This window comes from Acinetobacter sp. 16 (genome assembly GCF_033439925.1).
Taxonomy (GTDB): domain Bacteria; phylum Pseudomonadota; class Gammaproteobacteria; order Pseudomonadales; family Moraxellaceae; genus Acinetobacter; species Acinetobacter junii.
In genome coordinates this window covers 1,745,090-1,762,169 of record NZ_CP137746.1, presented here as the reverse complement: position 1 = coordinate 1,762,169, position 17,080 = coordinate 1,745,090, and the positions used below count along the sequence as shown (strand labels likewise).

14 protein-coding genes are annotated in these 17,080 nt (G+C 38.6%); all 14 read right to left on the bottom strand.

Going from position 1 to position 17,080, the window contains the following annotated elements; translation table 11 throughout:
* Positions 1-44: 44 nt before the first annotated feature.
* Complete coding sequence (locus tag R2H34_RS08645) at positions 45-785, bottom strand: adenosylcobinamide-GDP ribazoletransferase (protein WP_039047916.1); 741 nt, start codon at positions 783-785, stop codon at positions 45-47.
* Positions 782-1,381, bottom strand: coding sequence for a histidine phosphatase family protein (locus R2H34_RS08640; protein WP_039047915.1), 600 nt, complete (start codon positions 1,379-1,381; stop codon positions 782-784). Before R2H34_RS08640 ends, R2H34_RS08645 begins: the two co-directional genes overlap by 4 nt.
* Positions 1,371-2,441, bottom strand: a complete 1,071-nt coding sequence (gene cobT, locus R2H34_RS08635; RefSeq protein WP_282896454.1) for a nicotinate-nucleotide--dimethylbenzimidazole phosphoribosyltransferase — start codon at positions 2,439-2,441, stop codon at positions 1,371-1,373. The genes R2H34_RS08640 and cobT overlap by 11 nt, the downstream gene beginning before the upstream one ends.
* 1 nt (position 2,442) lies before the next feature.
* Positions 2,443-2,961, bottom strand: a complete 519-nt coding sequence (gene cobU, locus R2H34_RS08630) for a bifunctional adenosylcobinamide kinase/adenosylcobinamide-phosphate guanylyltransferase (RefSeq protein WP_004961751.1) — start codon at positions 2,959-2,961, stop codon at positions 2,443-2,445.
* Position 2,962: 1 nt separating this feature from the next.
* Complete coding sequence (locus R2H34_RS08625) at positions 2,963-3,586, bottom strand: 2'-5' RNA ligase family protein (RefSeq protein ID WP_039047913.1); 624 nt, start codon at positions 3,584-3,586, stop codon at positions 2,963-2,965.
* Positions 3,587-3,661: 75 nt separating this feature from the next.
* Positions 3,662-5,791, bottom strand: a complete 2,130-nt coding sequence (mtlD, locus tag R2H34_RS08620) for a bifunctional mannitol-1-phosphate dehydrogenase/phosphatase (RefSeq protein ID WP_039047912.1) — start codon at positions 5,789-5,791, stop codon at positions 3,662-3,664.
* A gap of 197 nt (positions 5,792-5,988) precedes the next feature.
* Positions 5,989-7,248, bottom strand: a complete 1,260-nt coding sequence (locus R2H34_RS08615) for an MFS transporter (protein WP_039047911.1) — start codon at positions 7,246-7,248, stop codon at positions 5,989-5,991.
* Between the two features lie 24 nt (positions 7,249-7,272).
* Positions 7,273-9,543 carry a TonB-dependent receptor gene (locus tag R2H34_RS08610; protein WP_318342234.1) on the bottom strand — a complete coding sequence of 757 codons (2,271 nt, stop codon included), beginning with the start codon at positions 9,541-9,543 and terminating at the stop codon, positions 7,273-7,275.
* A 9-nt stretch (positions 9,544-9,552) separates the two neighbouring features.
* The gene (locus R2H34_RS08605) at positions 9,553-10,788 is read right to left on the bottom strand and encodes an MFS transporter (RefSeq protein WP_039047909.1); all 1,236 of its coding nucleotides are present in this window, start codon (positions 10,786-10,788) and stop codon (positions 9,553-9,555) included.
* Complete coding sequence (gene actB, locus R2H34_RS08600) at positions 10,785-11,156, bottom strand: protein ActB (RefSeq protein ID WP_004281762.1); 372 nt, start codon at positions 11,154-11,156, stop codon at positions 10,785-10,787. Before actB ends, R2H34_RS08605 begins: the two co-directional genes overlap by 4 nt.
* Entirely contained in the window at positions 11,153-11,791 is a 639-nt protein-coding gene (gene acbD, locus R2H34_RS08595) for an acinetoferrin biosynthesis acetyltransferase AcbD (RefSeq protein WP_004915699.1), read from the bottom strand. Before acbD ends, actB begins: the two co-directional genes overlap by 4 nt.
* A gap of 27 nt (positions 11,792-11,818) precedes the next feature.
* Entirely contained in the window at positions 11,819-13,636 is a 1,818-nt protein-coding gene (acbC, locus tag R2H34_RS08590; RefSeq protein ID WP_282896452.1) for an acinetoferrin biosynthesis protein AcbC, read from the bottom strand.
* A complete protein-coding gene (acbB, locus tag R2H34_RS08585) occupies positions 13,633-15,114 on the bottom strand; it encodes an acinetoferrin biosynthesis monooxygenase AcbB (RefSeq protein WP_039047907.1) in 1,482 nt (493 codons plus the stop codon). Before acbB ends, acbC begins: the two co-directional genes overlap by 4 nt.
* The gene (locus R2H34_RS08580; RefSeq protein WP_151730831.1) at positions 15,107-16,891 is read right to left on the bottom strand and encodes an IucA/IucC family protein; all 1,785 of its coding nucleotides are present in this window, start codon (positions 16,889-16,891) and stop codon (positions 15,107-15,109) included. Before R2H34_RS08580 ends, acbB begins: the two co-directional genes overlap by 8 nt.
* Positions 16,892-17,080 lie beyond the last annotated feature (189 nt).

Sequence of the window (17,080 nt, the reverse complement as noted above, 5' to 3'; positions counted from 1 at the left end):
TTGATCCTTCTTATTTGAGAAGGATCAAGCCTATAAAAATTCACTTAGATATAAAAGGAAGCGATCACAAAAGTTAATATTAAACCTGTCTCACTCAACTCTATGGCAGCACCTACCGTATCGCCAGTGATGCCACCGATTCTCTTAATAAATAAAAATCTTAAGTAAACCAATAATAATAGACAGCTGATTAAAGCAACTAATCCCATCCATCTAAATGCACAAAGTAATGCTAATGTAATGACAAAAACCATCCATGCTAGTGTTTTAGGAATAGAATCCGTTATTGACCGCCCTAATCCATTTGCTCGAACATATCGTGTTGTGAGAAATAAAAATAAAGGAACACTGCGACCCAGCATGGGTATTAAGATTAAAAATGCAGAGAGCCGTTGTTCTAGCAAGACATATAAAGCTGAAAACTTCATCAAGCAAACAATAACTAAACTTAGAACACCGATAGGACCACAACTTGGGTCTTTCATGATTTTTAAGGTCCGTTCCCGATCACCAAAACCACCTACCCAAGCATCTGCTGTATCCGCTAGACCATCTAAATGAAGTCCACCTGTAAGCCAAATCCAAATCACTAAAATAATGATTGCAACAAGAATAATCGGTAATTTTACGAGAAGGATTGAAAGTCCAAATAGAATTAATCCTATTAGCAACCCTACAAGTGGATAAAAAAGTAAAGATTGACCATTTTGCTTTGCAGTTGGTATCCGTTTTAGTTCGATGGGTAAAACAGTCAAGAATTGCAAAGCGATCCAAAATGGTGTCATTCTTTGATTTCCTCAAAACTGAGACTATCGTTTTTATACATTTTTACTGAATACAATTGCCCAAGCTCAGCAGACATTTTTAATAAATCATTGAGATGTTTATGTCGTGCTAAACAAGTGAGTAATTTAATCACACCACCATGCGTAACAACTAATGCTCTATTCCATTGGTGTATTTTCATTTGAGTGTGGATTTCATCAAAGCCAACTTCAACACGCTGTAAAAATTGCTCTAAAGACTCACCATTTGGTGCATGGTATTTTATTGGAAATTGCCAAAAATTTGCCAATAACTCGGGCTCATTTTCATAAATGCTTTGAGTCGAAATACCTTCCCAATCACCAAAATACATTTCTTTGATATGCATATTTAATTGCAGAGGTATTTCGAGTCGCTCTGCTAAATTGATTGCAAAGGCATGACAACGCTGTAAAGGTGAACTAAAAATAACATCCCAATTAGTACCTCCAGCGACATATTGCTGTATGGTTGATTGCATCTGCAACCAACCATTTTCTGTTAGTTCATCATCAGTATGCCCACGTAAAGTATGGCTTAAAGTTGTTTCACCATGTCGCAGTAAATCAAGGCGCAACTTTATCTCCTGTCACTGCAGCTTCGGCAAAGGTTGCCATTTGATTATGTAAAACACATGCCAATTGCAGCACTGACAATGCTGCACCTGCACCACTTCCTTCACCCAATCTTAGATTCATTTTTAGAATTGGCTGCGCTTTTAATTCTTTAAGAATACGAACATGACCATATTCTGCTGATTGATGTCCAAATAGCATCCAGTCACGACAACTCGGCTGTATGCGAACAGCACATAAAGCTGCAACGGAACTAATAAAACCATCCACCACAATAGGCAAACCAATTTGAGCACAACGTAAATATGCTCCTGTCATGGCAGCAATCTCTAAACCACCTACTGCAGCTAGAATTTTCAAAGCATCATTCTTAACACTAGATTGGTGGAGTTCAATTGCCTGATTGATGACTACAATTTTATGTTGTAGTTGTTGATTATTAATTCCCGTTCCAACACCTGTTAGTTGTGCTGCATCTTCATTCAATAACAAACATGCGATGGCTGAAGCAGAACAAGTATTGCCAATCCCCATTTCACCAGCGATAAAGATATCAGCCTGTTCTGACTGAGCTAACTCCACACTAGTTTTACCTAATGCTAATGCAGCAAAACATTCTTGTTCAGTCATTGCAACATATTGAGCAAAGTTGGCTGTTCCTGCACGAATACAATGTCGCACTACACCGACATAATCATAGGGATCGCCTACCGTTCCACAGTCAATCACTTGTAACTGTGCCTGATGATGTTTTGCAATAACACTGATTGCTGCACCGCCAGACGCGAAATTTTGAAGCATTTGACGTGTCACGGCTTGAGGATAAGCTGAGATATTTTCTTCAACTACACCATGATCACCTGCGAAAATCGTGATCCATGGTTTTTGAATTTGGGGATGAACTGTACCTTGTAAACTTGCTAGCTGAATCGCAAGCTGCTCTAACTCTCCTAAAGCCCCTGTTGGTTTAGTGAGTTGTTGTTGTCGTTGTTCGGCTAGATGTTTTGCTTCCAAATCAATGTGTTTTGCCGATTCTGTGTACCAAGCATTTTGTTCAGTCATGTTAATTCTCATCTTTTAAAATCATTGGAAAGCCTGCAACACAAAACATCACTTTATGAGCAAGCTGTCCTAATGCTTGGTGCAATCGACCAGCTTCATCCACAAATCGACGGCTAATTTCACCCATTGGCACGACGCCTAGCCCTGTTTCATTACTGACTAAAATAATTTCAGATTTAAGTTTGGGTAATATTTCTAATAACTTGTCTGTCTGTTGTTGCTGCAAATCTTGATCTTCAACTAACAAAAGATTGGTCAACCATAAAGTAAGGCAATCAACCAAAATGATTTGATGTTCTTGATCTAGTTTTAATAATTGATCCGCCAGAAAAATAGGCTCTTCACAAAGTTTCCATTGCTTAGGTCTTTGCTGCTGATGATGTTGAATTCTTTGCTGCATTTCATCATCTAAAGCTTGCGCCGTGGCGACATAAATCACAGGGATTCCACGCTGCTGAGCTATATTTTCAGCCAATCGGCTCTTACCCGAACGTGCACCACCCAAAATTAATTGCAACATATTAACCTAATACCATTTGATGATAAGGATATAGTAATCCTTGTAAAATCTGAGCCTTATAATAACCGAAAGTCAATTGATTCACTTGAATTTTAATTCTTTTGGCTTCAAAGCTTTTTATTCGCTCTAAAACAAGATCACTACTCCATGCATCGCTATAAAGTCCAATCGTAATATGTGGACAATATTGCAGTGCCGCTATTTCATTCGAGACAAGCGACAGCTGAGAACGGATTTTTTCTAAAATTTTTTCTCGATCGATGATTTGAATAAATAAAGCACTACTAAAACTATCGATCGCTGTGAGTTCTAATTCAAAGGGTTCAAGTTGTAATTGATTGATAGATTTTAGATGTTGTAAGAATTGTTCATGTGAAAAATCATCATTGTATGGAGAAAGATGGGTATTTAGAAAACCGCACACAAATAACGTAATGTGATACTGACGTTGATTCGACCTAAGTAGGAAATCTGAGAAATGTGTTTTGATCGCATCTAGATATTCAACTAACTCTGGTTGATCAATTTCGATATACCACAAAGCATAATCTGTACGACCATGATGCCATTCTGAATAGTCACGAATTTCAGTTTTTACGAGTTGACTAGATGTTTGTAATAACACAACGACAATAACGATCTGACAGTTGTGTTATTCAAACATAATTTACTGGCAAGATTAAATAATTTTAAAAATCATTTAGGCTGTTTCAAACTCTGCATTTTTAACACGAAAAGATTGCCCTAGCTCTGAAATCTTTAATTCAGCAGACATTGCTGTATAAATCGAGTCAAACAAGTCTTTCTTTTCATGCTCAGTAATGTCCATTTGCTCAATAGAGTTTTGTAAATGCATAATCACATCATCAACAGGAATTTCTAAAAGCTTAACCGAGTACACATAACCCGAAACAGCACCTTGTAATAAGTACTTATATGGCAATTGTTGCACGATATGATTTTCAATACTGCCGAGTACGCGTTCGTTGTAACCCAGTTTTCTCAATGGATCACGAGCAACACGCTCACATGGATCTTTATAAGCAGAACGGCATGAGCTCATAAAACTTTCAGCCATGCGATCAAGTTGTTTGGCTTGATTCGGAACGATATTTACCAATCCAGCTTTCACCTCACTCACCAATTGCTCAGCAAATTTCTTGATCTTGTGATCTGCTAAAGCAATTCCAATCATTTCATGATCAATAAGACGCGCCTGCCAAGCGATCATGGCATGGCAGCCATTCCAGAGGCGATTTTTAATGATTTGAATATCTGAGATTTGATCAACTAAGATCATTTGGCGCATTTTATTTAACAGCGGACTTCGATTTTCAACATAGATCGGCATATCTGTTTCGCTATGGAATAAAATTAAATCCATATTTTGTAAAAACTGCCCCGCTTGGAACTGTTCGCGCATTTCCACTAATGATTGGCTGAGCTGACGTTCCTGTTTTTCAGTTAATGCTGTTTCATCTGATAACTCAATCGTTTCTTCATTTAAATCAGCTTGATACTGTTTAAATAAACGATGCTTAATATTGAGTTGGCGATACAAAGCCTGATCACTCAATTTTGAGACCATACGATTGACCACCGTATCACAGAAATAATGCTCACTTAGAATATGCTCAGCAACATCTTCATCCGTGATCTCAAGCAAAGCTTCACGAATATATTTGAGCACCAAATATTTCGCACAGACCTTGTTTAAAATAATTAGAAAAGTGATTGGTTCATGATTATTCAAGTCTTGTGACATGAAACGAGCCAATAAACCTTTGGCAATTATTTTTGATTCAGATGCTATCGCATGTTCAGGCAAACATAACGCTATAAGACTAGATTGCGCGTACATTTCAAGCATCTGTTTGTCATTATCAGCATCAATAACGGTCAAGTTATCAATTCGTTCATCAAAAGATGATTGCCCATATCGAATACTGTAGCTACCAAAACTGTTCACTGATTCCAAATACAATTTATTTCGCGTGGAAGCCAAAATACGTTTTGGACGCGTATATCCATCCCAATGCGAAAGGATTTGAGCAATATACCCACCGCCAATTGCACCAAAACCATGAATCCCAACGGTTAATTGATTCAAACTTTGCGGAAATGGTTCTTGTAGTTGTGGCATATCCATTTCAGGAATGTACTGATCTAAAGCATTTAAATATTCATACAGATCCTGATAATAAAAATTTGCTTTCGCTAACATGCGATCATTTGGTTCTTTAATATCTTTAAATAAAATCGTAATACCACCTGATTCATGAGCCGAACAGATTCCATTTTCTGAATCTTCAAACATCAAACACTGACTTGGTTGTAAATTTAATTTTTGCGCAGCCGTAATAAAGATTTCTGGATGAGGTTTACCCTTTTCGACTTCATCCCCACACACTAACAGATCAAAAAATTTATAAACATTGGCATTAATTAAGTATTCTTCTGCTATCGCACGTCGACTAGATGTCGCAACTGCCATTCTTAAACCTGATTTGCGTAAGCGCTCTAAAACTTGAATTAAACCTTTTTTGATTGGAACACCATTGTGACGCACAGATTCCAACTCAAGCTCATCAGCACGTTTTCTAATTGCTTGATATGGAACATCTTCCCCATAAAATTTCTTTGCAAGTTGCTCTGCAGTTTTTGCGCTCAGACCTAAGCACTGCATTAAATATTCATCTGAAAATTCCTGTCCAATAAGCTCTTCTGAAGCTTGTTTCAATGTTTCAAAGCGTAATCGCTCTGTATCAAACATTGTTCCATCCATATCAAAAAGTGCCCCTTGAACAGGAAAATCATGAAAAATCAACATCTTTACTCCTCTTATATTGTTTTACTTCTAATAGGCTAACCCAGAAATGAGCTTAAATTTCGACCGTTAAATAAATGAAATAAATTTGATCAATAAATAATCAAACAGCCATCTATGTTTACGTCCTAAGATGTAGTTATGTAAGTTTCCTTGCTTTTTAAAAGAATATATGAGTGATTTTTGATCATATTAAGCGTTTAATCTTCGACAAAAGAACTCATTTCTTCTTCCTTTCTGACTAAAACCCACCCTATACATATCCCGACTAATATCATTAAAGCGAATAAAAAATAGAAAGGTAGATTTTGATCAAATTGATATAAATAAGTGCTAACTAGAGGACCAAAAATCAAACCAAAAGCTTGAGTTGCAGTGCAATATCCTGCCATTTTAACTTGAGAATCTTGTGTAACTGCTTGTGCTGCCCCTGTTGTAAATGCAGGTAATAAGCAAGCGACTGAAATACCATAGAAAATATAACTAGCTTGAAATACCACAATACTTTGTGCATAAAGAGATAGTAGCAACCCAAAGCACATGGTCAAAATGCCGATTAATACAAGACTATGTAGTTGTAGCTTAATCATTTTTACAATCAGCAACTGTGTCACCACCAGACAGATACCAACAACAACCATACATTGAGAGAAATACACTGCGCTTTGCTGACTACTCAGAAAGAATTTATCTTGGATATAAAATCCAGCAGTCATGTTCAATGTCACGATTGCAACATAAGTAGAAAAACCTAAAGCCAACCAAATTAAACTATGTTTGATAATATTTTGCTGATTCAAAACTGTATTTGAACTTTGTTCTGATGCCTTATCTGCATCTGACCGTATATCACTCTTTTTCTTAAAAATCATGAAGAGTGCCAAACTGACTAATGCCAGTAAAGCAACCGCGAACCACATTGGAAATAATAGTCCACCATACAATAACAACGAAGTCGCCAAAGGTCCGACAATAATACCAAAGCTGTTCATCGCACCAAACAATGTCATATTCTTGCTACGAGTCGTTGTTTCAGTTGATTCTGTCATGACATAACTTTGTAGACCGATTTGTGGCATTGCCATAAAAATGCCAGTCGAAGCACGACTTAAAACCAACAAAATGAAAATCAATACTGAAGGCAAAATCGCCTCTAAGCCCAAAGCCAGTATGAAAGTAAAAAGCGCCCATGTTACGGTCATTCCCATAAAACCATAATTCACTAGATTTTGTGGAGATTGATTACTTTTATTTTTAGCAACCCATATTGAAGCGATAGCCATACAGATCGCTCCTGCTGAAACGATCACTCCACCTTGGAATTCGGATAAATGTAGCTGTCGAGTCAAAGGTGCCAGTAAAGGAAGAATCATGGAAAAACACGTTCCATTGATTAACGCAGCCAAAGCTAAAAATTTTAAATGATTGTTCATCATGGAATTCATCAAAAGAAAAGGCATCTAAAAGATGCCTTTTGGATAAGATTAGTACTTGAGAGTGTAGCTCAAACCATAGGTACGACCTTGAGCAGCCAAGCTCGAAATATCGCCGTAAACCGTTGAAACTGCTTGGCTATAAACAGACTTATAGTCCGTATTCCACACGTTATATACACCAAAACCTAAAGTTCCTGGACCTGCTTTTGCATTGGCAATCACATCCATCACTGCAAAACCTTTGATTTCTGCTGGTGGACGAGTACTACCATTCGCAATCGCATCTTTACGTGCTTCATCCGTACCATCAATAGCCAAAGCTTGTACTCGTAAACCTAAACCATCATTGAATTGCCAGTCTGAATAAACCGTTGCTTTCAAAGGTGCTACACGAATTGCATCTAACTCTTGCCATTTACCATTTGAGTTTTTGAACTGACCACGTGTATAAGCTAAAGTCCCACCTACATTCCAATCATCTGAAACGGTATATTTGATATTACCTTCAACACCATACACACGTTCATCTGTATCAATAACTTCAATTGCAAAACTTGGAGGACCAAATTTTAATGACTTATCAGATTTGTTATAGAACGCCGTGATCCCTGTGCTTAATGCATCATCTTGTAGACGCCAGCCCAACTCAAAACTATTTACTTTGATTGGATCAATTGTTTGGTTACTTACGACAAAGTTTGCAGGAACATCTCTTAGCATACGTTGTACATCAGGTAAATTTGCACCTTGCGAGAAATTTGCGAACACCTGTTGTGCATCAGTTAAATGATAAAGTGCGCCCACATTGAAAAGTGTTGCATCATGCTTAACTGAACCACCTTTTAAGGTTTTAGCTTGGTATGTTGGAACGAAATCGGCAACCATTGCTTCAGAATATGGAACTGAGTTTTTAACATCACTATCGATGCGCTCATGACGAATACCTGCTTGTAGATTTAAGCGATCAGTTGCTTCAAATTGACTTTGTAAGAAGAAACCAAGCTTTTCAGTATCTACCTCAGGACCAAAAGCATAATTATTTAAAGGCTTAAACTTAAGACCATTACTACTCATAAAAGTATTTAGATCATAAAGTTGTGCTGTTTGTTTGCCATTTTCCTTATCGTAATCCACACCATAAGTTAGATTTAATGCACGTTCTGCCAGATTGAGCTTGCTTTGAAGTGCTAAACGAGCACCAAAAACATCAATATCTGTTTCTGATTGGGTAACAATAAATGTTCTTCCACCTGGAATGGATGCATGTGCTAAAGCATTTGCACTTGGGAAGAATCGCCCTTTTTCAGTACGATAATAGGCCTCTGCATTTAAAGTCTGACCAAGAAAATCCTGATTTTCATATTGTGCATTTACTGCACTGCGCTTAGTACGTGGTTGAGTATCAAGCTCTAAACCTTTTACAGCTTTTTGACTAGGTTTTGCGCCTCGAAGTAAAACAGATAAGCCTGGACCATAATCAGCGCCATATTCACTGTCCTGCTCATCATTATAGTATTGCGCACCGATACTTAATTTTTGCTTATCTGCCAACTGCCAGCTTAAACGACCATTCACATCTACAGTTTCAGTATCTTGACGATCTGTTTGTGCAACTTCTGGACCTACACGATCACCTCGACTATCTTGAATTTCACCGCGTTGTGTATAGCTAGCACCTAAGAAACCACTCCAATCCCCTTGGTTAAATGATGCAGACTGAAACGCTTCATAAGCTAAAGCATCACTTTTGAAATTATCACCTGAAGTAACGCCGAGTTTGGTTTCAAAATTTACACCATCACCCGAACCTCTTTTGGTGATGATATTGATGATCCCACCTGTAGCACCTGCACCATAAATACTACTTGCACCTGACACGACTTCAACACGTTCGATCATGTCTGGGCTAATGCTATTTAATTGGCGTGAACTATCGCGTGATCCCGTTTGCGGAACACCATCAATCATATATTGCACTGTACGACCACGCATGGTCATCCCATAGTTACTGGTCGTACCTGAACTTGGTGTTAAAGATGGAACCAACAGTCCTAAAATATCGGCGGTACTTTTACCAGCAGCAGCTTGTTTTGCAATGTCTTCTTGGCTAATACTGTAAACAGTTCCCGCAATCTCAGCGATACTTTGAGCTGAGCGAGTTGCTGTCATAACAATTGGTGCCAGTTGAGTTGGCTTCTCAGCCTCAACCGTTGCACTTTGATTTACGGTTGAAGTCTGCTCGACATTTTGAGCATAAAGTTGCGTACTGATCGCCAAGCTGAGCAGTGTTAATGATGTCGAAAGTGAACGAACTTTCATAAATGACCCCTAGATGAGTTGTTGCGTTTGTTTTGCTTTGCGAATAAGCAGTTGACTAAGCAACACGCTTAAAACGGATGAAACTGCGAGAATGAGATAGAAGTTTCCATAACCAAATGCTTTGGCTAAGAAACCTGAGACTGCACCGCCAATGAAATAAACCAATAGTTCGAAGCAAACTAAAATCGTAAAATCAGTACCAGCTTGTTCTTTGGAGCTGGTCTGCATGAAATGTGCATACAAGGCTGTCATCGCGATGTAGCGAATGGCAAGAATGACAATGACAAAACCACCAAGAAGTAAATGCCATTGATTCAACCAACTGAGCAAAACGGCTACACCCAACAAGGCGTAAACCAAACTACGTGCCCAACCAGCCCAGATCAGCAATTGTGTTGCGGCTATTTTTTTTAATAAAAATGCAGCTGAAACAGCGGCTAATAATCCAATCCCTGCACCTATTACAGACATCAGCACGCCGATTTGTGACAACGACCATTTCTGATCAATCAGCATCGGATTCAGCATCGCCATAGCCGGTGCTTCGACAATTCGATAACATACGATCAAGGCTAATGCCCATAACATTTCTGGACGTTTAAATGCACGGATCAGACTTGGCGGCTGTTTTGAGATTTTCTCTACATTTGATTTTTCTTTAATCTGGAAAATAGCCAACATCGTCAATGCTGTCATAGCGGCTAAGGAAATCAGTGCAGTTTGCCAACCATAAAGCTCATACAGCCATAAAGTTGCTGCTCCACCAACCATACTGCCAAGCGCAACACCTATACTTTGCGCCATACTGCCTAGTCGATACTCAGATTCTGAAAAGGTTTCGACCGTATAGCCATCAATTGCGATATCTTGAGTTGCAGCAAAAGTTGAAATCCATAAACCGACAATAACAAATACACCAAGACCGTAATCGAATTGGGTAAGTGCCAAAGCAACGACCCCCAACACCAAAGCTATTTGCGTAAACAAAAGCCAAGTTTTACGTTTACCGAGTTTTTTGAAATAAAAACGATCAATTAGTGGTGCCCAAAAAAACTTGAATGCCCAAGGAATATAGAGCAGCGACAACATGCCAATCCAACGTAAATCTACGCCTTGATGACGCAGAATCGCAGGTAAGGCCACATTATAAAAATACAGTGGTAAGGCATGCGCGAGATATAAAACCACCACGATACTCAGGCTCAAGGCTGAGACTTTCTGAATATTTAATGAATTTTGATTCATAAATACCTCTGCAAAGCCCATTGTGTGGCTTCAGCTTTATCTACGCTCACAAAATATGGAACATGCCAAGCTTTGTGCAGAGCTGGTGTATCCAATCGAATACGATCTTCTTCATCTTGAGCAATACGAGCAAAACCCAAGCAATATTGGTAAAAATCTTGTTTATATTGTTTATACCACTTGCCTTGGATTGCTCTATATTCCTCCGGAAATTCTGTATTTGCATCGGTTTGCATGATCAACACAAAATTTCGCTGATGTTCGAAATAGTGCTGAATTCGTGCTAACCATTGTTCAAATTCTGCAACAGAGACATTCGCCGCAAAGCGCATGTCTAAGATATGCATTTCATTGATATATAAGCTCATGTAACACTCAGGAGTTTGGCTGGCTGATCTGCTAGCTGTTGTTGTGATGTTTGGTAATAATCCCCAAACTTGTTATAGAAAGTTTCTCTGAAGCAGTAGTACAACATCGCTGTTTTTTCGGGCATCGGTATTAAACGTTGGCTTTCATAACAAAGCTCTGCCACTACTGCTGCATATGGTTTAACGGTATGATCTGGCTCACCCACAATTTTTTTAGCTTTTGAATGTTCAAAAATGTAAAAGCTGAGTAAACGAATGGTTGGGCGCAAGAAGCCTTTGCCAAACACGGATTTGTCACCAAACAGGAGATGCCAACCGAGATCATTGTCATCACCATCGTAATAACGGCCTAAACGATCTCGTTTACCCTCATAAATTTCGGTATAGCCCACATCTTTGCCATCAATTCCGACGATTAATAAACGGTGATGGTCATCTGCTAACATTTTGTCGAAGTAAACTTGTAACTCTAGTTCCGATTTATTTAACTGCCACTGAGGAATTACATGTGGCTCATGCATCCATTGATGTAATAAAGGGATATCCTGAGGATATTGCACTTGGCGTAAGTAGTACTGTGTACCATCTTCAAAGTATTCAAAATAATCTGGTAATTGCTGAGAGATTGTTTTCATATCGAACCTATAAAATGATGATTAAAATTAGCCCGCTTTTGCTTGGCGAGGTTGTTCTGCCCATGTTTTCAATGTTTCTGGGCTAACTGGATTTGCAATAGGATCAAGGAAGACAGGAACAGGACGTTCTGCTTCATCGTTATAACTTGTGGTAAATAGACGTACACGGTTTAGACAAATTTTGGTGTAACTTGGACGCAGCATGGCGAATTTATCAGCACGTTCAGCCAATTCTGGATGTCTTTGGTTAAACTCAACAATCGTGTTGGAAATGGTCTGCCAAAAATCAAGCTCAGAATATTCAGGATAGTCTTGCAAGAACACATTACAGATATAGCGGTAATGCACCATGAACAGACCTGTGAAAATAAAATGGCTTAGATCAGTCGCTTCATGACGGAGTAATAAGTCTGATTCAGATGGTAATTGAGTTAACTCAGGAAAATCCTCATCCACTAAATTGATGTCGTCAATGAAGTCTTTTAATACCATGGCTTTCGGCACACCATTTTCATGTACCAACATCGTGTTTTCACCGTGTGGTGAAAATGCCAAACCATAGCGATACAAGCAAAGTAACAATGGACTCATGCACACTTGAGCAAATTGAGCTAACCAAGCTAAAGGACTTAATCCTGATGCTTTGATCAGCACGCTCAGGATCGATTGACCAGAAATATCACGATGTAATAAAGCTGCTTGCGAGAGAACTTGTTGTGATGAATCAACATAACGATCAACACTTTCACGCCACAAACAACCGAACAGTTCTTTAAATTGGTATGGTGCGCCGTCAATGCGGTCAAAACATGGCTGGTGAATGGTTAAAGTTGCAACCTCACCCAAGAAAATCACACCTGTATTTTGTAAGTCTTGATCTTGTTGATGAATCTGTTTTAACCATGCGGTCACTGCTGGAGCAGCAAGATTACGTTTTGAGGGTAATCCACGATAAACAGCAGTATTAAAAATACTGACTGGCAGTTTAATGTAATGACGTTGTAGATTTGATGTATTATATAATGTGCGAATGGACTGCATTGGCACATAACTATCTTGACTGATATTCAGTTCAATAATTTTCTGATCCACAATCTCATTGGCATAAGTCGGAACAAGCCATTGATGCCATTGCCAAGCATGTACGGGAATCAAAAAGTAATTTTGAGGATCTAGGTTTTTTTCTTGGAGAATATTGATGAACTGCTGTAGTTCATTGGCATCAAATTCATGTTGATATAAACCGCAGGCACTCCAATCTTCAGTACTTCGATACTCTGCTAAATCACGATGAACGGCTAACCACAACACTTTAACTTCAGGTGAAAGCTCTGGTGCAGCGCTTAAATAATCATCATAACCAAAACCCATACGCCCTTTACTCATGATGAGCCAAGGATGACCACGTAGCATGCCTTCAACTTTGTAATGTGGCTCTGTCAAAACCGCTATACTTGGCAAACGTGTTTCATTGAACAAATGTGCTTCTGCCAGCCAAGTATTATTCATTTCTTTGATCAAATACGCTTTGGTAAATGGCTTAACATTAGAACTGTCAGACATTGCGACAATGAACTCATGTAAGTTCCAAGCAGGTTGATCATTTTCCTGACTATGAGTCACATCACGTACCGAAGCTTCCTGAATATTCCAGTGTCCGAGTAGATATTGATTTCCTTGAAACTCATACTGACGATTGCCTAAATCTAAACGATAACGACCTGCTGACAATGATTTAACTTCAATAATTTCTTCGTATAGAAACTCTGCAATCGCCATTTCAATAAGACGTTGTCCTGCGGCACGCCATTGCTGCTGATTAATTTTTAAAGTTGCAAAGTTCATATCAGTTTCTCATATGTTGAATGTACAGAAGCAGTTTGTGTACGTGTGTTTGCACCACGACGATTAGGATGCGCCGTCATCACGTTCTGTTCTGTTTTCTTGAAAATTGAATGGTTTTTATTGGGAGAATTTTCGCAAAGGCACTCGTTTGATTGTGCTTTGTCATCTGCCATACAAATTTTTGGATTTTGAGAGAGATTAAAGTGTTGGAAGGTTTGCGCTTGATTGCCTAATTCATAAAGAGGCTCAGCAAGCAGTTGATTAATGATCGTTGCTGCACGATAAGCACCAAGACCTAAATCAGGCGTGCCGACACCATGACTATGCATTTCTTGATTTTGAACAAAGATATGGCCATTCAACCTGTGTACAACTCGATAGTCTTCTGTAATCTGCCAACGCTGTTTATGATCAAGTTCGATGTATGGCTTGAGTGACTGCATAAAACCAAAATCAGGTGTGAAATAACCCGTTGCGGCTACAAGAAAATCACAGTCGAGATGAAAAGACTGAGCTGTAGCACGATGTTCGAAATGCAATCGGATTTTTTGTGTATCCAATGCTTCTGCATCTTTCAAATCACATTGACTATGCAAATGTGTCTGTATGCTTTGGCCTGCAATGCTACGGTGATAAAGTCTTTGATAAATTTCCCGAATGGTTTTTGCACTAATCCCCTTGTATAACAAGGCTTGTTGCTTTAACTGCTGCTCTTTCTGCTGTGCAGACAAATCATAAAAATGTTGTGCATAATCAGGGCTAAAATGTTCTAAACCTAATGGCGCATACTCCATTGGGAAGAAACCTTGAGAACGGGTAAACCAATGCAAATCAAACTGATGATTGTCGGTATCTTGCTGTTCGTCAAACAAGTCGATAAACACTTCAGCTGCGGATTGCCCCGAACCTAGTACAACAACATCGCCATGTAAATCTGTATCTACATGCGTCATATACTGTGCTGAATGCAGACATTGTTGCGGACGGACTTTCTGAATCTTTGCCAAACATTCAGGCAAATATGGCACATTACCACTTCCAATCAATAAATGACGGCATAAATAACTTTGCTGAACACCATTTGATTCAACGACTACTTTAAAACCTATCGTTTGGGGTTCAATCCTCAAGACACGAGATTGGTATTCGATACAATCAAGTTGTTCTGCAACCCATTGGCAATAATGGTTATATTCACAGCGCGGAATAGGTGGCTGCTCTAGAAAGTAAAACTTATACAAACGTTGCTGATGACGCAGATAATTTAAAAAGCTAAATGGACTGGTTGGATCAACCATTGAGACCAAATCAGCCATAAACGGTACTTGCAATACCGTATTAGGTAGTTGCATACCTGCATGCCAATCAAATTGTGCCTTTTGCTCAAAAAACACGTAGTTGAGTGAGCTTTTGTTTTGTAACAAACTAGCAAGACTTAAATTAAAAGGTCCTAGACCAATTCCAATAAAATCAAGCATAACTGACATCCTTCTGTGAAATACGCAGTGGATTTGGCAGTTGCACGTAAACAGACTGATTTTCGACAGGCGCGATCAATTCGTCTAACTCATGCAAACGTGTCAGCAAGTTACCCTTATAAGGCAGAGTTGAATTGAACAGTAATCCTTGCAATAAGGTGCTATCAGGATATTGTTGTAATTGTTCTTCTAAAAATTCAGTTAAATGCGATAACAATTCATCTTCAGTGATATAGCCTGTCGCACCGATGGCATTAATAATCCCAAACAAAGTATTGCCGAAGAAATAATAACTAAAACGTTCATCAACAAAATCTTTCGGACCTACCGCAAAGGCTTTTTCTTTTAGTTCAGGTAGCGCTTGTAGAATTTCAGTCGCAAACTCTTCAATATAATAAAAACCTTGGTTATCACGTAGCCATAAAGTTTTTGGGAAATGATTTTCGAGTTCCAATAATACATTTTGTTGATGTGACTCAAATGCCATACCAAAACGATGGTATAGATACATCAAGGGTTGCAAACTGACTTCGAGGAAACGAGTAAACCAATCTAAAGCAATTTCTGAAAAATCCATCTCAGGATGAGCTTTTGAAATCTTGGCAAATAATGCGTTAAAACGATTTAAAGATTTGCTTGGATGATCCTGACACAAGGAAGCAATACAAGTGACTTGCTGTTGAGGATGGAAAGGCTGATCTCTAAAAATGCAGATACTTTCATTAATCACTTCATCATCAATTTTCAAGGCGATCCAAGCTGGGTCATTGACTGCCTTTAAACTTGGACATTTTTTTAGAATATTCTGACCAAACTCACTGTGCCACAGACGATGTGTCAATTCACCACGATGACATTCTTTGGCTAAATTGACTCGAATAGAATTGGTAATCATCACCGAAAGAGATGGCTTCACCATCCACGGAGCGTTGAAGCTCGCCAATGTACGAATGGATGTTGTTGGAGAGAATTGCCAGCCACGTAAACCTAAATCAATCAATTGCCCTGTTTGCTTCAAACGTTCAAACCAAGCTTTACCCTGTAAATAACGAGCTTGCCAAGGATGCAATGGGAGTAATTTATACTCGCTATGTGTTTTAACTAGATTGAGATCATTTTCAGATAAATACCACTGTAATGCCGTTTTTAATTGCGCTGAAATAGGTTCATCAGTCGCACTACCTTCCGCAATGTAATCTTGGTGCACTAGCCAATAATGAAGTTGTGTCTTGCCTTTGTGTTCAGGTGAAAACTTTAGCCAATCCTCATGCACAAAACCTGTTCTACTTTTCGGCGCTGGGTGCATGCTATGCCCCAAAATCAATGCCTGTTCAGTTTCAATAAAGCTTTGACCAGCTTTAACCAAGTCATCAAAATCAGCTTCACGTTGTATTAAAAACTGTTGCAGTGCATCACGGCTTTGAATCCACTTTTCTAGTAAAGAAGCAGCATCCAAAGGTAAAGATGATTCAGAAACTAGTTCTTCAAGTAATAAGCCAACGATTGCAACTGGACTGAATGATTTTGGCTGACCTGAAATTACGATTTGAGGAAGATTAGCTAACCGATGTCTACCAACACGGCTGACATAAGATAATGGGAAATCACATTGAGCATGAATTGAATTAATCGGAATAGATAACAGCGTCAAACCTTGACTAAACGCTTGTTGTTGCGGACTTTGCTGTGTTTTATTAAGCAAGTGACCTTTGCCAGTTTCTTGCGTATATGCGTTGACGAAATGTTGTATCGCCAACCGATTGGCAAGTGATTGCATCTGTCGGTATCCTCTATAAAGAGAGAGTTAGTTTTTTTTCGAATGTTTGAGCTCAAAACACTTCTCAAATACAGCAACGACTGCATATAAGATTAAAGTAATGATAATAATTATCATTTATAATAGCAATTATAATACTTCCCTTGAAATTAACAGCACAAAGCATTGATTAATATAGATTAAATAAAA

Bases quoted from the DNA above. Each gene is read 5' to 3' on its own strand.
- R2H34_RS08610 (WP_318342234.1), bottom strand. From the start codon at position 9,543: ATGAAAGTTCGTTCACTTTCGACATCATTAACACTGCTCAGCTTGGCG.
- acbB (WP_039047907.1), bottom strand. From the start codon at position 15,114: ATGCTTGATTTTATTGGAATTGGTCTAGGACCTTTTAATTTAAGTCTT.
- acbC (WP_282896452.1), bottom strand. From the start codon at position 13,636: ATGAACTTTGCAACTTTAAAAATTAATCAGCAGCAATGGCGTGCCGCA.
- acbD (WP_004915699.1), bottom strand. From the start codon at position 11,791: ATGAAAACAATCTCTCAGCAATTACCAGATTATTTTGAATACTTTGAA.
- actB (WP_004281762.1), bottom strand. From the start codon at position 11,156: ATGAGCTTATATATCAATGAAATGCATATCTTAGACATGCGCTTTGCG.
- cobU (WP_004961751.1), bottom strand. From the start codon at position 2,961: ATGTTGCAATTAATTTTGGGTGGTGCACGTTCGGGTAAGAGCCGATTG.
- R2H34_RS08605 (WP_039047909.1), bottom strand. From the start codon at position 10,788: ATGAATCAAAATTCATTAAATATTCAGAAAGTCTCAGCCTTGAGCCTG.
- R2H34_RS08615 (WP_039047911.1), bottom strand. From the start codon at position 7,248: ATGCCTTTTCTTTTGATGAATTCCATGATGAACAATCATTTAAAATTT.
- cobT (WP_282896454.1), bottom strand. From the start codon at position 2,441: ATGACTGAACAAAATGCTTGGTACACAGAATCGGCAAAACACATTGAT.
- R2H34_RS08580 (WP_151730831.1), bottom strand. From the start codon at position 16,891: ATGCAATCACTTGCCAATCGGTTGGCGATACAACATTTCGTCAACGCA.
- R2H34_RS08645 (WP_039047916.1), bottom strand. From the start codon at position 785: ATGACACCATTTTGGATCGCTTTGCAATTCTTGACTGTTTTACCCATC.
- mtlD (WP_039047912.1), bottom strand. From the start codon at position 5,791: ATGTTGATTTTTCATGATTTTCCTGTTCAAGGGGCACTTTTTGATATG.